12 protein-coding genes, 2 tRNA genes and 1 pseudogene are annotated in these 14,126 nt (G+C 55.7%); 5 read left to right on the top strand and 10 right to left on the bottom strand.

Going from position 1 to position 14,126, the window contains the following annotated elements:
- Positions 1-24 precede the first annotated feature (24 nt).
- The 6 genes and pseudogenes from VMC84_RS06335 to VMC84_RS06310 all read right to left on the bottom strand — a co-directional run bounded on the left by VMC84_RS06335 (position 25) and on the right by VMC84_RS06310 (position 3,743).
- Complete coding sequence (locus tag VMC84_RS06335; RefSeq protein ID WP_325379137.1) at positions 25-261, bottom strand: KGG domain-containing protein; 237 nt, start codon at positions 259-261, stop codon at positions 25-27.
- Positions 262-736: 475 nt separating this feature from the next.
- Positions 737-965: pseudogene (locus tag VMC84_RS06330) on the bottom strand (Em GEA1 (EM1)).
- 64 nt (positions 966-1,029) lie between these two features.
- Positions 1,030-1,102 (bottom strand) — tRNA-Asp (locus tag VMC84_RS06325).
- 82 nt (positions 1,103-1,184) lie between these two features.
- A tRNA-Tyr gene (locus tag VMC84_RS06320) sits at positions 1,185-1,276 on the bottom strand.
- An 86-nt stretch (positions 1,277-1,362) separates the two neighbouring features.
- The gene (gene comE, locus VMC84_RS06315) at positions 1,363-2,487 is read right to left on the bottom strand and encodes a sulfopyruvate decarboxylase subunit beta (RefSeq protein ID WP_325379136.1); all 1,125 of its coding nucleotides are present in this window, start codon (positions 2,485-2,487) and stop codon (positions 1,363-1,365) included.
- On the bottom strand, positions 2,454-3,743 hold the full coding sequence (locus tag VMC84_RS06310; RefSeq protein WP_325379135.1) for a cysteate synthase: 1,290 nt from the start codon (positions 3,741-3,743) through the stop codon (positions 2,454-2,456). The genes comE and VMC84_RS06310 overlap by 34 nt, the downstream gene beginning before the upstream one ends.
- 157 nt (positions 3,744-3,900) lie before the next feature.
- On the opposite strand from VMC84_RS06310, the gene VMC84_RS06305 reads away from it, so the two are divergent.
- Genes VMC84_RS06305 through VMC84_RS06295 form a run of 3 tightly spaced genes read left to right on the top strand, consistent with a single transcriptional unit; the run spans position 3,901 to position 7,767 of the window.
- The gene (locus tag VMC84_RS06305) at positions 3,901-4,497 is read left to right on the top strand and encodes a 4Fe-4S dicluster domain-containing protein (protein ID WP_325379134.1); all 597 of its coding nucleotides are present in this window, start codon (positions 3,901-3,903) and stop codon (positions 4,495-4,497) included.
- Positions 4,490-5,410, top strand: a complete 921-nt coding sequence (locus VMC84_RS06300; RefSeq protein ID WP_325379133.1) for a CoB--CoM heterodisulfide reductase iron-sulfur subunit B family protein — start codon at positions 4,490-4,492, stop codon at positions 5,408-5,410. Before VMC84_RS06305 ends, VMC84_RS06300 begins: the two co-directional genes overlap by 8 nt.
- Positions 5,407-7,767, top strand: a complete 2,361-nt coding sequence (locus VMC84_RS06295) for a hydrogenase iron-sulfur subunit (protein ID WP_325379132.1) — start codon at positions 5,407-5,409, stop codon at positions 7,765-7,767. The genes VMC84_RS06300 and VMC84_RS06295 overlap by 4 nt, the downstream gene beginning before the upstream one ends.
- Here VMC84_RS06295 and VMC84_RS06290 read toward each other — a convergent pair.
- Positions 7,755-9,116 carry a glycerate kinase gene (locus VMC84_RS06290; protein ID WP_325379131.1) on the bottom strand — a complete coding sequence of 454 codons (1,362 nt, stop codon included), beginning with the start codon at positions 9,114-9,116 and terminating at the stop codon, positions 7,755-7,757. The genes VMC84_RS06295 and VMC84_RS06290 overlap by 13 nt on opposite strands.
- Before the next feature lie 81 nt (positions 9,117-9,197).
- Between VMC84_RS06290 and VMC84_RS06285 the strand changes: the two genes are divergently transcribed.
- Complete coding sequence (locus VMC84_RS06285; protein ID WP_325379130.1) at positions 9,198-10,499, top strand: sulfatase-like hydrolase/transferase; 1,302 nt, start codon at positions 9,198-9,200, stop codon at positions 10,497-10,499.
- A gap of 1 nt (position 10,500) precedes the next feature.
- On the opposite strand, the gene VMC84_RS06280 is transcribed toward VMC84_RS06285, so the two are convergent.
- On the bottom strand, positions 10,501-11,325 hold the full coding sequence (locus VMC84_RS06280) for a 2-amino-3,7-dideoxy-D-threo-hept-6-ulosonate synthase (RefSeq protein WP_325379129.1): 825 nt from the start codon (positions 11,323-11,325) through the stop codon (positions 10,501-10,503).
- A gap of 306 nt (positions 11,326-11,631) precedes the next feature.
- Here VMC84_RS06280 and VMC84_RS06275 point away from each other — a divergent pair, with 306 nt between their 5' ends.
- A complete protein-coding gene (locus VMC84_RS06275) occupies positions 11,632-12,993 on the top strand; it encodes an MBL fold metallo-hydrolase (protein WP_325379128.1) in 1,362 nt (453 codons plus the stop codon).
- Positions 12,994-12,997: 4 nt separating this feature from the next.
- Here the strand turns inward: VMC84_RS06275 and VMC84_RS06270 are convergent, their stop codons facing one another.
- Complete coding sequence (locus VMC84_RS06270) at positions 12,998-13,489, bottom strand: winged helix-turn-helix transcriptional regulator (RefSeq protein ID WP_325379127.1); 492 nt, start codon at positions 13,487-13,489, stop codon at positions 12,998-13,000.
- Positions 13,490-13,767: 278 nt separating this feature from the next.
- The coding region (locus VMC84_RS06265; protein WP_325379126.1) for a hypothetical protein at positions 13,768-14,126 on the bottom strand (359 nt) is incomplete at its 5' end.

The following is a 14,126-nucleotide window of genomic DNA, read 5'->3' as shown; positions in this document are numbered from 1 at the left end:
ACCTCCATAAGGCGCTTAGCGCCTTTATTCCTCTTCCTTGCCTTCTGCCTTCCCTATGAGCTCTTTTACTTTCTGTCCGCCCTTTTGCCCTATCTGCCGATAAAACTCTTTCCCGTGGGTCTCGGACGTCTTTTCGCCGCCTTTATGCCCGATCTCCTCGTAGAATTCCTTCCCATGGGTCTCGGATGTCCGCTCGCCTCCCTTATGTCCCGCCTCCTCGACCGTCATCTTCCCTTTATCCTGTCCCTTTCGCTCAGCCATGCTTAACACCCGGTTTGAAGTTTAGACTGTATTTTAATTAAGATATCTGTAAAAATAAGGAATAAAACTGCAGATTTTTTTTGTTTTTATCATGAGCGCGCATCCCTTGCGTTACCCTTAATCAGGGATGACGTGGGCGGATTTTTATACAGCTATCGCATAGCAGGGAAGCGCTGGAAAACGGGGCTAGCGAATGGCCCTATAGAGACACCAGAGGACGGCAAGCAAACCAAATCCCATAATAAACATGAGTACCATTGGGTCTGCCAGGGTTTGCATTGCAATTCACCACGGGGATGAGCGTAAGGCCCGTATAAACAGAGCTTTTTGTCCCGGACCGGACGCTCATTCCAGAATATATATCGAATGGTCAATAAGAAATTATTGTTCCTTATATTAATAAATTTTGCACTAAATCAAGTTATATAAATTAAAATTTAGTAATAACAGTAATTTTTGGAACAATTTTATTTAATTATGAACGGGGCAGCATCAGGGCGGGCTTCCCCTGAATATATTGTTTATTTCTTTTCCTCGGATTCCCCTTTTTTATGAGTTCGCGGATTTCCTGGCCGCCCTTGTGCCCGACCCTTGTGCCCGATCTCCTCGTAGAATTCCTTCCCGTGTGTTTCGGCCGTCTTCTCGCCGCCCTTATGTCCGGCCTCTTTGACTGTCATTTTACTCTTCTCTTTTTTCTCAGCCATTTTTAATCACAATCTAGACACCGCGCGCACAAGATACTGTTAAATCTCTGGTGAAAATAAAAAGCGCTCGGATCGGGATTTGAACCCGAGTCGGAGCCTCGACAGGGCCCCATGATAGGCCGCTACACTATCCGAGCTTTTTACAAAACGGGGTTTTACACATATCCTCGATTGAATTTATAGTTTTCCGTTTGCCCTGCTCCGGGGCAAATGAGTATGTCCCGCCTCCCGAATTCGAATCGGGGACCTGTCGGTTTCCGCAGTCGTAAGGTCTACAGCCGACCGCTCTAACCAGGCTGAGCTAAGGCGGGTTTTTAGGTATCAACCAGGGATACGAGACATCAGATAGACTTCCACCTACTTAAAATTTTCGGGCTTCGCCGGGCTGCCATGTGACTCAATATCCGATAGCCTTCATGAAACGGTGCTTGATCTCGACCGGCGTTAAGGGGATATTCGGGACGTCAGCGTTCTTCGCCTCTATGATAGCGTGGATGAACCTCGGGCCTTTGCCTCCGGCCTCCAGCACTTTCAACAGCTCTTCCGGCGTCGAGGCTTTGGCCGTGTTCACGATGCCGAAAGACTTTGCCAGCAGCTCCAGGTCCATGCTTTCCGAATAGGTCTTCTGGTTGCCGGTGGAGCCGTGGGCGCTGTTATCGAAGCAGATGATCGTTAAATTTTCCGGCTTTTCCTGGGCTACGCTGGCCAGCACGTTCGGGTTCATCAAAATACTGCCGTCGCCGTCGAGCGTGATGACTTCCCGGCCCAGTCCCATGGCCAGGCCCTGGCCGATGGAGGAGACGAGGCCCAGGCTGCCGGTCATGTAAAAGTTCGTGCCCTGGTCGTGGGCCGCATATAGCTCCTTGCTCGGGACGCCGATGTTGGAGACTACGACTTTGCCGCTCAGGTATGGGGCAATGCCCCGGATCATATCGTAGCGGGTATGAGTCGCCTTCGGGACAATGGTATGGCAGTCGATATTGAAGCGCCTCTCCCTGGACGTAAAGTCAGGGTTCCAGTGCTTTTCCGTCGAGATCTCCCACAGCCTCGGGGAAAGGAGGATGACGGTCGGCAGGTTGGACTTGTACGAGGAGTTGATGGCCTTCTTGACGAGCTCCAGCTCGCTATTGGCGCCGATCTCGACGTGCGGTATATCGGACGCTTCCAGTATGGCCGGGAGGCACTTTCCGAAGGCAGTCTGTGCGTAGATCGCCTCCTTGTAGTACCCTCTCCAGCTCGCCAGGATGGGCAGAGGTATCTCATAAGTACGGTTTAGGGATGAAAGCACGTTCAGCGAGTTGCCGATGCCCGTGCTCTGGATCATGAGGGCCGGCCTTTTCCCGGCCATGAAGAGCCCGGCGGCGATGCCCACGCCATTCTCCTCTCGCGTAAGGGGGACCTCCTTGAAACTGGGGGGGACCATCGCCAATAAGTTCTTGATCTTGTCGCAGGGCAGCGTCAGGACGACGTCGATGCCGCAGGACTTCATTATGTCGATGACTTCTTGCTCAACGCTGGCCATTCCATCACCTTTAAGATATTTTCCAGGGGCACGCCCGGCCCGCTCACGTCGAGGCAGGGCTCCACCATGCTGAGACAGACCTCCTTTTTTAGCCTTTCAAGGCCGCCGCCCGTGATGTTAAGGAGCACCCGGCGGCCCCTATCCAGGCCATTATCGCAGGCCTTCAGCAGCGCGGCCACGGCCACGGCCGCAGGCGGCAGGATGTCTATGCCCTCGGCATTTTCGAATATGGCTTTTGCCTTTATCGCCTCATCGTTCGTTATCGCGTACATGGTGCCCTGCGTGTCGATGAGCGCGTCGTAGACGCCGCCCCCGACCGTGTACGGCGGGTTGCGGTTAGACAGGATATCGGTGTACATCGCCTCGATCTGCTTTTTCGCGTCGGGCATGTCAAGATCCGGTATGATGTCCCGGCGGCCCGCCTTCCATGCGTAGTACATCGGAGCGAACGGCAGGTTCTGCGCCAGATGCAATTCGGGCAGGCGCTCGCCAAAGCGGCCGTCGTCCCGCAGGCGCAGTGCCGCCTCCCAGGCCGCGATGCCGCCCGTACCGCTCCCGATGGCCTGGAAATAGTCGTCGGGCATTCTCTTCATGATTACGGCCGCGTCCAGCAGGGTGACGCCCATGCCATCCCGCCGGGCCACGTTCCGGGCGCCGCCTTCGGGCATCATGCCTTCGATTGAGGCGATGCGCTCCGAAAGCCGAATGGCGTCCGTGTAATCGTTGCCTTCCTCCATAGTGATAAGCCTGATCGAGCTTCCAGGATCCCTCCCGGGTATCCAGAGGTTATAGGCGTTCTTCTTGGGCACGACGATGACCACGGGAAAGCCCGTGAGCGTCGAAAGCCAGGCGAACGCCCGGCCTGTATTGCCCGCGGAGGCCAGGACCATCGCCCTGCCGCCGTGCTCCCGGGCCCTCACGACCGTGGGCGGAGCCTCCAGCTCTTTGAAGCTGCACGTATCCATGCGAGCATCCATCTCGGGCCAGTAGCCGTTAAAAGAGATATATAGCTCTTTAAGGCCAAGTTCTTTCGCGAGGCCCTCGCTTTTATAGGTCATGGGCGCCCCAGGCGTATCGAGGTGGCCTTTTGTCGGCAGCCAGTCGTAATAGCGCCACATTCCGGGCATATTTCGCAACGAAAGCCGTCTCGCCGCATATTTTGCCCGTATCAGGCCCGCCCCGCATTCACACCGGAGGGTATAATGGTCGGGTATCGTGTGCCTGCATCCTGTACATTCCAGCGTATACGAGCCCATAGGTACCTCTTTGTATAAGTGTCAATATCGCATGTATCGTATTATATGTTTTTGCGTTTTCGTCTTATATCATTGACAATAAGGCATAATATATTAAATAATATCCTATAAAGGTAATTTTAATACCTTTTTAGGAAAAGCTAATTAAAGGTCAAAATTGTATGGTCCATGGGAGATGGCTGGCGCCATGAGGATAGCATTAAAATATCCTGAAAGAGCCGCTCCGGATATCCGGCTCGGCCTCACGTGCGGTTTCGATAAGTGCATGCAGTGCGGCCGCTGCACGGCGAGCTGCCCCGCCGCCTTCAAGTATGACGATTATCGTCCCCGGGATGTCATGCGCAAGCTGCAGCTGGGGGACCGTGCTTCCCTGACTGATCTTTTATGGCGCTGCGGCCAGTGCTATTCCTGCGCCTCACGCTGTCCACGGAACAACAGCGTCGGCGCCGGCATTCTCGCCCTCCGTGAGGCGGCCATCGCCGCAGGCCGCGCGCCCCCGGCAATAAACAAAGTCGCGGCACTCCTGCGGAAAAATCTCTATGACCGTGGCGAGACGTTCCTTCCCTCCACGTTCACATTTCTCGGAGAATTCGGCCCCCGTACAATAAAACGATGTAAAGATAACCGGAAAAGGCGCGTTCGGCTGGGCTTCGGCCGGGACGACGCCCATGCACATCCGGTACCAGACGGGGCCATGCGCGAGATCCGCGCGATCCTGGATATGACCTGGCCTGGAGGCGATACCTGTGCTTAAGGCCATACCGAAGAATAACTATTATCTCTTTAAAAGCTGCGTCACCGGCTCGATGTACCCAGGCATCGAGAAGTCGATCCGCTTTGTGCTCGACCGCATCGGCGCTCAGTATACCGACGATCCGGAACAATCATCGTGCTCAGGCTTCGGCTATCACGCGGGCGTAGTACCGCTGCGGGCGAACCTGGCCCTCAACGCCCGGAACTTTTCGCTGGCCGCCGGCTCGGCCGATAAGCATATCGTCTGCACGTGCCCGACATCCTATGGCAATTTAAAGGAATGCAGGGAGATACTGTCGACTGACGCAGAACAGAAGGAATACGCCGCCGCTGCGATGAAAAAGATCGGCAGAACGATGGACATCAGCCCGGGCGTCCACCACGTCTCCGATGTATTTCTGGCGAGGCTTGACGATATTCGGGCCAAAGCCCTATACAGCTTCGACGGCATCACGGCGGTCACCCACCACGGCTGCCATTACTCTAAAATATTTTATAGGGACGTGGCCTCGGGAAGCTATGAAAAGCCCGAAGTGCTCGACGACCTCGTGAAGGCGTTCGGGTGCCGCGTCGCCGACTACGGCGAGCGCTCCCTGTGCTGCGGTATGGGCTTCCACTATACCATGCTTGACCGGGAATACCCACGGACTCTGCTCAGGCGAAAATTCGCCTCCATCGCCAATGCCGCCCCGGACGTCATCGTTACGCAATGCCCGGGGTGCACGTTTAATCTCGACTACTACCAGGAAACTCTCGAGGACGATGTCGGGCCGTTAAATATCCCGGTCCTGTATTTTTCTGAGCTAATAGCGCTTGCACTGGGAGCGGACCCGCTCGCCATCGGGCTGGACATGCACGCCGTGCCCGTCGAGCCGCTGCTCGAAAAGCTCGGCATTCCGGAGGGCCGGCCATGAGGCCCAGGACAGGCGTTTTCATCTGCCACTGCGGCGATAATATCCGCGGCGCCATCGACATAGGTCGGTTAAAAGAGGCGGCCTGCGCCGAAGGCGCCGAGCGCGTCGAAGATTATCCATATCTCTGCTCGGCCGGTGGACAGGCGCTGATCAAGGACGCTATCCGTGAGCATGGCCTGGAACGCGTCGTCGTCGCCGCGTGCTCGCCGAACATTCACGAGCACACGTTCCGGGAGTGCGTAAAAGAGGCGGGCCTGAACCCGTACCTGCTCGACATCGCCAACGTCCGCGAGCAGTGTGCCTGGGTGCCCTCGGAGGACCCGACGGCCCGGGCCATCGACCAGGTCCGCTCCTCGATTTACGGCATTCGCAAAGCAATCCCTCTGGATAACATCACGATCACCGCGGAGAAGAGCGCAATCGTCGCCGGCGGAGGCATCGCCGGCATGACCGCCGCGCTGGCGCTGGCCAGGCAGGGCATTCACGTTCATCTCATCGAGTCCAGCCCCACCATCGGCGGCAACATGGTCAGGATCGGCAAAGTGTTCTCGCCAGACCGGCTCACCGAGGATTGCGCCATGTGCTCGCTGGCCCCCATCATGAGCGAAGTCGCAAGGAATAAGCGCATTCACATAAGGACGCTCTCCTGGATATCTCATGTAAAAGGGCACGTGGGAGACCTAACGGTCACCATCGAATCCGGGCCCCGGTATATCGACCCGAATAAGTGCACATCCTGCGGACAGTGCGCAAAGGCATGCCCGGTTAATGTAAAAGACGAATGGAACGCCATGCTTTCTACCAGAAAAGCCGTTTACAAGCCATTCTCTCAGGCAGTACCCGCTACTTTCACCATTGACGATAAGAGCTGCAAGAAGTGCGGATGCTGCGTGAAAGCCTGCGGGGCCGGAGCCATCGACCTGAGCGCCGAAGGCACGATAGAAACGCTTCACGTCGGGACCGTTATCGTGGCCACGGGCCATCGTGAGCTGGACCCCACGGCAAAATACGAGTTCGGCTATGGCAAATACGGCGGCGTCTTTACCCAGACGGAGCTGGCCAGGCTGCTTGCCATCAACGGCCCGACCTCGGGAAGGCTGGAAGACCCGGCGACAGGCCGGGCCCCGCGTCGGCTGGTCATGGTGCAGTGCGTCGGCTCCCGGGATGAAAAGCCCGGCTCTATACCATATTGCTCTAAGATCTGCTGTATGGTCGCGCTAAAGCACGCCAGCTACATAAAGGATCATTTCCCGGAGACAGAGGTCTATATATGCTATACGGATATTCGGGCGCCCGGCTCCTACGAGAACTATTATCGCGAGGTGCAGAAGAAGGGCGTGAAATTCATCAGGGGGCGGGTGGGCGAAGTGCAGAAGGATGGCGCGCTCATCGTCAAAGTCGAGGATACGCTGGGCGGCGGGCCCATGGAGCTGGAGGCGGACATGGTCGTCCTGTCCTGTGCCCTCGAGCCGTCCGCGGGAACGCTGCAGACGGCGAAGGCCCTGGGCATCGGGCTGACGCCCGAGCTGTTCGTGAAGGAAAAGCATCCGAAGCTGGACCCGGTGTCGACGACGTCCCGGGGGATATTCGTCTGCGGCACGGCCGCGGGAGCTAAGGATATTACCGACTCGATCCTGCAGGCAAGGGCCGCAGCGTCAAAGGCGGCGGAGCTGGTGAGCGCCCCGGTCGAGATCGAGCCCGGATACGCCGTCATCGATTCCGAGAAATGCACCCAATGCGGCGCGTGCGTTAAGCTTTGTCCCTATGGGGCCGCTTACACGAACGGCCGGATCACGATAGACCCCCTTTCATGTATCGGCCTGGGCGGCTGTATACTACGCTGCCCGGAGCATGCCATATCCCTGCCGTCCTGTAGCGACGACGCCCTGCTCGCGAGGATCGACGGCATGCTCGCCAGCGGTCCCCGCGTGATCGCCTTCCTGGACGAGAATATCGCCTACGTGGCGGCGGATAACGCCGGCGTCAACCGCGTCGCCTATCCCTCCGCCATACGCATAATCCGCGTGCCTTCCATCATGCGCCTGGAGCCAAAACACCTGCTTTATGCTTTGAGTAGAGGCGCTTCAGGCATATTCCTGGGCGATGGCACGACGAACTCTCCCGAAGGGGCGGTGAAGGCGAACGTGGCCAGGCGGGTGGACGAGCTTAAAAAAGCGCTCGCCATAGAGGGCGTCGACCCGGAGAAAATATTCTATTATGAGGCTTACCTGCCCCACTACCGCGGGCTCGCCGCCAGGATGGTACAGCTCGAAGAGGCTTTACAAAAGAAGGATGCAGTCCATTTACATCGAGCCGAAGGCCTGATGGACGAAATGCACGAGACTCAATCCTCATAGACGAGAATAACGCGGATATCGCTCACGTTCGTGCCGGTCGGGCCGGTAAAGACGAGGTCGCCCAGCGCCTCGAAAAAGTCATACGAGGCGTTTTCCTTGAGCGTTTCTGTGATCGACAGCCCCTTTTTATGCGCTCTCTCCAGCGTTGTGCCGTCGGCGATGGCCCCAAAGGCATCGGTCACGCCGTCGATGCCATCGCTATCGGCCGAAATAATTGTGATGCCCGGCGTGTAGTTCTGCAAGAATCCCAGGACCAGCTCCTGGTTTCTGCCTCCTTTGCCCTTTCCTTTTATCGTCACCGTCGTCTCGCCGCCCGAAATAATGGCGGCCTGCGGCTTCACGGGGTTGCCCGACTTCAGGCATTCCTTTGCGATGCCCGACAGTACCAGCCCCGCCTCACGGCTTTCGCCGATAATGCCCGAGCCCAGTATGAGCGGCTTATAGCCGAGCTCAAATGCCCTTTTCGCCGCCGCCTCGAGGGCAATTATGCTGCTCGCTACGACCACATTGTAAACCTTATCGAACAGGGGGTCCCCCGGCTTGGGTGTTTCAGGGATTTCACCTTTTACACCTGCTTTCAGGTGGGCTTTCACGCTTGCCGGTGCCCGGTCGTAGATATCGTACTTTTTGAGGACACGGATAGCGTTTTCGTATGTCGTGGCATCCGGCGACGTGGGGCCCGAGGAAATAAAGCCGATATCGTCGCCCACGACATCGGAAACGATGAGGCTGATGATGGTCGCCCCGTCCACGTACTCTATCATCTGCCCGCCCTTGATAGCCGATATGTGCTTGCGGACGGCATTCATCTCCGAGATGCGGGCGCCGCTCTTGAGAAGAAGATCGGTCATCCGGATATTCTCTTCGAGGCTGATGCCTTTCGCGGGATAGGGAAGCAGCGCCGAGCCGCCGCCGGATATTAAAAAGATCACCAGGTCGTCCGGGCCGGCGTTCGAAAGTATTTCAAGCATTTCTTTCACTCCCCGCCTGCCATCCTCCGTAGGCAGCGGATGGCCTGCATGATGGACCTTTATGATACGGGTTTTTACGTCGACCCCGTACCGGTCGTTGACGATGCCTGCCGTGATGCGTCCATCAAGGAGCTTTTCCAGCTCCACGGCCATGGTGCCCGATGCTTTACCGCCGCCAGCAACGTATATGTGCTTATACCGGGAGAGATCGTATTCACAGCCCTTCACATACAGCTTATTACCCTCATGCCGGACGGAGTTCCGGACGACATTTTCAGGCAGCACCGCCTCAATGCCCGCCTCCAGAATAGCCAAAGCGTCCGCCCTTCGCTTATCGTCCCGGATAACGCCTTCGGCATTCTTTATCTTCATCATCATGAGATTTTTATGATGGGGCATAATACTTTCTCGCCGTTCTAGGGTAACGACTAAATATCAAAAATATGAAAATAAGTATCTATGCGTTACCTGATATTCATAATACTCGTGGCCTTAGTTTTTATTCCGGCAAGCGCCTCTGCCAGGGGCGCGGTAATTTTCGTCGTGGATGCGCTGGGGTCGTCATATATCGCCCCCAATACCGCGACCTATGCGTCGACCGGCGGCGCCATCAGCGCCGTAGACATAAAGTCCTTCGACAGGGCAGGTGCCCGATATCAGCTTAAGGTGCCCGTCCCGGCCACCGAATTCGGACATGCGGTGATCGTTACGGGATACTCGAACGCATCCCAGGAGACGGTCGCAGATTATCATTCAACGGTCTTCGACGTCCTGAGGGACGACGGATATCTCGCGCTCGGCATCATGGTGAACGGCGATACGCCTGAAATGATGGGCGAGCTCGACGCTATCGCGCACAATAGTAACGAGTCCGTCATGTCGCCCGACTACGAGTTCGTCGAGAATGGCCATGACGTGCCTCAGGACATCGAAAGTATGATGCGCGACCATACGCATGCATTGCAGTCCGCTAAAAGCAAGGACGCCTCCAGGCCATATATTGTCTATAATGCCTGGGGGATCGATTTTACCCGGGACCTGGTCGATAATATGAGCCGGTATCATCCGGATACGAATTATGTCCTCATCGTCAACATCGGCGGTCTGGACAGCGCAGGCCACAACCTTGGATATTCCGGCTACAGCGCCGTCTTATCGGGCATGGACGACGATATGGGCAGCCTTATCGATACCTGCGAACGATCAAATACCCTTCTGCTTATCACGGGCGACCACGGCATGAGCTTTAAGAACGCGACGGCAAAAGGAGCGCACCAGTCCGCCGATGTTGCAGGCCGCAACGAAAGCATTCTGACGCCATTACTCATCTATTCGAACGAGAGTATCCCGGGCGGGGGAACTTATGGCCAGGAGTGCCTGGCGCCGACGCTCCTCTCGCTCCTGGACGAGCCGAACACGCTGAGCCTGTGCGACGGCGTGCCGTTGCCCGTAAAAGAAAAACCGACGATGTTCTTTTGGTCCGAAAGCCCGGCGGAAGTTACCGTCACAGGGCCGGGCCTGAACGTTTCATTTAAATTCAACGGGACTTACCGGATACCGGAGCTTAAAAAAGGCGATTACCTGGTCCGGCACGACGGAATTTCGGAGGCCGTAAGCCTGGGCCACGATATTGTCGTGGACGTGAGGAAGGACGGACAAAGCGCCCAGGCCACGCCTCCATGGATAGCCTATGGCTCGGCAGCCCTGGCCTCTATCGGAGGGATCGCCATCGCGTTAAAGCTCGCATGGGCCAGGAAGTAGCCTAATGTATGGCCACTGGCACGTGCTCCACGGTAGCGGTCTTCACATACCCGGTAAGAATGGACGCGGCCTGCTTCGCCGATATGCCGTCGATAATGACGGCCCGGAGGGCGGCGGTCATCAGGTCGGGGCGGGCGTGCTGGAAAATGTTCCTGCCCAGGGAGATGCCTATCGCGCCCGCGGCCATAGCGTCCTCGACCATCTTCAGGACTTCATAGTCGCTCTCGCATTTCGGCCCTCCGGCGATGACGACCGGCGCCGGGCATCCTTCCGTGACCAGGCGCATCGACTTAATGTCGCCGGTGTACGGGCATTTCACGATGTCCGCGCCCAGCTCTCCGCCGACCCGGGCCACGTGGGCGATCTCTGCTGGAGTGCCGGTAGTATTCTTGCCCCTTGCATAGGTCATTGCCAGCAGCGGCATTCCCACTGCGTCGCACCTGTCCGCCATCTCGCCCAGGTCGCAGAGCATGTCGCTCTCGGTGCTGCATCCGCCGATGTTCACGTGGACGGAGATCGCGTCCGCCCCGAGGCGTATAGCCTGCTCGACCGAGGAGACGAGCACTTTCCTGTTCTTGTCCTCTCCGAGCTTCGTGCCCGCGGACATATGCACGATGAGGCCGCATTTTGGCGGCACCCTGAGCGATTTTACGACGCCTTTATGTAACAGTACGGCGCTGGCGCCGCCTTTTTCCACGAGCGATACCATGCGGCCCATATCGGTCAGGCCCTCTATGGGCCCCTCGCTGACGCCGTGGTCCATCGGTACGATGACTGCCCGGCCCGATTCCAGTATCCGATTCATTCGAATTATCTTGCCATCCATGTTCGATCCTTCCTTACGGGGCCGACGCTGATGATCTTCGAAAAATACGGGACAACAAAGCCGCAGAGTCTCGAAAAACAGGCGCCAGCCGGCGTTGTCCCTTAGTTAAACCACCAATAGCCGAAGCTGCCGTTAAAACTAAACCTCTGGGCAGCAATATTCAGGGCTGATTGGCTCATGACTAATTCAATTGTATCGTTGCGACCAAATATATAGGTTGTGACACATTTGTCCGGACAATGGGGTAGTTGAAGCAGAATGAACGCATTTTAAATATTGCCTGCGATAAATATTAATGAGATACTCATGATCTTCCGGCGCATCAAGTCAGAAGGGCTGGCCCATCTATCCTATTTCATCGGCTCGGGCGGCGAGGCGGCGGTCATCGACCCCCGCAGAGACGTGGACGTCTACCTGGACATCGCCCGCGAGAACTGCATGGGCATCAGGTACGTCCTCGAGACGCATCGCAACGAGGATTACGTCGTCGGCTCCCTGGAGTTGGAAGCCCGAACGCAGTGCCGGATCCTCCACGGTAAAAGACTGCCCTTCGAATATGGCGAGGGTATCGGCGACGGCGAGATTATCCGCCTCGGCGGCCTGATCATAAAAGCGCTTGAGACGCCGGGCCACACGCCGGAAAGCATGACTTATGTCCTATACGATAACGGTACTGTGCCCCTCATGGCCTTTAGCGGGGACGCCCTCTTTTTCGGGACCACGGGCCGCACGGACCTGTGGGGAACGCCGGAAGAAGCGGCCGGCCTGCTCTATGATAGCCTGCATGATAAGATACTCACGCTGGGCGACCAGACGATCCTGTGCCCGGCCCACGGTGCGGGCTCAGTCTGCGGCACCGGATTCAGCGACCGAGACGAGGGCTCTATCGGCGGCGAGCGCCTGGCTAATCCGGACCTCCGGCTCAAGAAGGAAGCGTTCATCGCGAAAAAGAAGGCCGAGCCACTGGAGACGCCGCCTTATTTTAGGATGATGGAATCGTATAACCAGAATGGCCCTCCGGTCACCGGCGGGCCTGCGGTATGCAGCCCCATGTCCACCAGAAAATTCAAGGCTGCCATCGGCGCGGGCCTCCTCGTCGATGCCCGCATGCCACCGGCATTCTCAGTCCATATCCCCGGCGCCTACAGCATATGGCTGGAAGGCATGGCGACGTGGCCAGGATGGGTCGGAGACTACAAAAAGCCCATTTATCTGTTGCTCGAAAGGGATAAGGATGCAGCGCTCGCAGCCACATATCTATACAGGCTGGGCTTTGATAACGTGCAGGGATACCTCTGCGGCGGCTTTCAGCCCTGGCTTAACGAGGCTCTGGACACGGAATTTTTAGGCCTGCTCGTGCCCGATGCCCTGGCCGGCATGCTTTCCCACGAAAAATTGGCTTTGCTCGATGTCCGTAGCGACGCCGAATGGAAAAACGGCCACATCAAGGAAGCGATGCATATTTACGTGGGCGAGCTCGGGAATCGCATTAGCGAAGTGCCGCAGGGAAAGCCCCTAGCCTGTGTATGCTCGACCGGGCTGAGAGCCAGCCTGGCGGCCAGCATACTTAAAAAAGCTGGATTTAAAGACGTCTATAATGTCCTGGGCGGCATAACCGCATGGAAGGCAAAAGACTATCCACTGCTCTATGAAAAATTATTGGAATAATAGCTTATTGCGGCCTATAGCGCAGCAGGATCATGCGGGCGTCCTGCACAATGTAGCACCGCTTGAACTTACCGTCCTGACGAAACTCGACGATGCCTTCATCAGAGAGACTCTTCAGGTACTCATGGGTCGTACTCTTCGCTAAGTCGAACCTGCCGGATAGCTCCTGATTGGTGACGCCGGGCGTGTCCATGATGGTAAAGATAATATCCCGGCTCTTCTCGTTCCTTAAGTAGCTGGATATGATGCTTTCCTTATCCATGGCGGACATGCTATTATAGAATAGCCTTGAGAATTTACCCTTTCGGATGAAAACGATCTTATTATTCGTGAGAAGCTGGCTCAAGTGATATTTGAGTGTGCCCCGGTTCATATTTTGCTCCTCGGAAAGTTCGGCGATGGTCATGCCGGGGTTACGCTGGATGAAATAGAAAATCTCCTTTGTTTTAGGGTTCTCCAGGGCGTGCTTCAGGCGGCCGGAGACAAATGGAAACATCTTAATTAATACTAAAGCTCCAACGATAGTTAGCGAAATATATGTTAATTGGACCCATAATGGCAATTGCCAAAATGATACCAAATTTGAGCTAATAACCCCGTTATCTTTAATCTCTGGTGTTTTGTGCGGATCAAATGGAGTCGTAGTATATCCACCATTTGAATCAGCACTTTGTGCATTTACTGTATAGCAAATGGTAATAAGTAAAATTGATAAAAAAAAGATATTGAGCATTTTATGCATAATATATTCTCAGAGTATGTGCTATATTAGGTTTACGAGAATGTATAGTATTGCGATCCCGATACTCTATCACCATGAATTTCGTAGTAATATGTGCCCTGGGCAACACCGGAACTTCTTGTTATTTTTACTGGTATATCCCCATTGAGCAAACCATCAAAGTTATCATAAAACGGACCAAGGACATATCCATCTGGGGTATATATCCTCATCGTTAACGAGTTCGATGGATTACCCCAATATAACTCAGATCCTATTGATGTATAGTAACCGCTTATTGTTTTTTGTGCCCATTGTGTCTGTCCCTGTGAAATAGTATTACCAAGCGACATGGGCTGAACAATCATACTCTGTGCAGAGTATACGCTATTGCCGATAGTAACTACATATC

This window comes from Methanocella sp., from assembly GCF_035506375.1.
Taxonomy (GTDB): Archaea; Halobacteriota; Methanocellia; order Methanocellales; family Methanocellaceae; genus Methanocella.
Note: the sequence above shows the minus strand (reverse complement) of the source record. Positions and strands in the feature narration are given on the sequence as shown.

Bases quoted from the DNA above. Each gene is read 5' to 3' on its own strand.
- VMC84_RS06310 (WP_325379135.1), bottom strand. From the start codon at position 3,743: ATGGGCTCGTATACGCTGGAATGTACAGGATGCAGGCACACGATACCC.
- VMC84_RS06335 (WP_325379137.1), bottom strand. From the start codon at position 261: ATGGCTGAGCGAAAGGGACAGGATAAAGGGAAGATGACGGTCGAGGAG.
- comE (WP_325379136.1), bottom strand. From the start codon at position 2,487: ATGGCCAGCGTTGAGCAAGAAGTCATCGACATAATGAAGTCCTGCGGC.
- VMC84_RS06285 (WP_325379130.1), top strand. From the start codon at position 9,198: ATGCGTTACCTGATATTCATAATACTCGTGGCCTTAGTTTTTATTCCG.
- VMC84_RS06275 (WP_325379128.1), top strand. From the start codon at position 11,632: ATGATCTTCCGGCGCATCAAGTCAGAAGGGCTGGCCCATCTATCCTAT.
- VMC84_RS06270 (WP_325379127.1), bottom strand. From the start codon at position 13,489: ATGTTTCCATTTGTCTCCGGCCGCCTGAAGCACGCCCTGGAGAACCCT.
- VMC84_RS06280 (WP_325379129.1), bottom strand. From the start codon at position 11,325: ATGGATGGCAAGATAATTCGAATGAATCGGATACTGGAATCGGGCCGG.
- VMC84_RS06290 (WP_325379131.1), bottom strand. From the start codon at position 9,116: ATGATGATGAAGATAAAGAATGCCGAAGGCGTTATCCGGGACGATAAG.
- VMC84_RS06295 (WP_325379132.1), top strand. From the start codon at position 5,407: ATGAGGCCCAGGACAGGCGTTTTCATCTGCCACTGCGGCGATAATATC.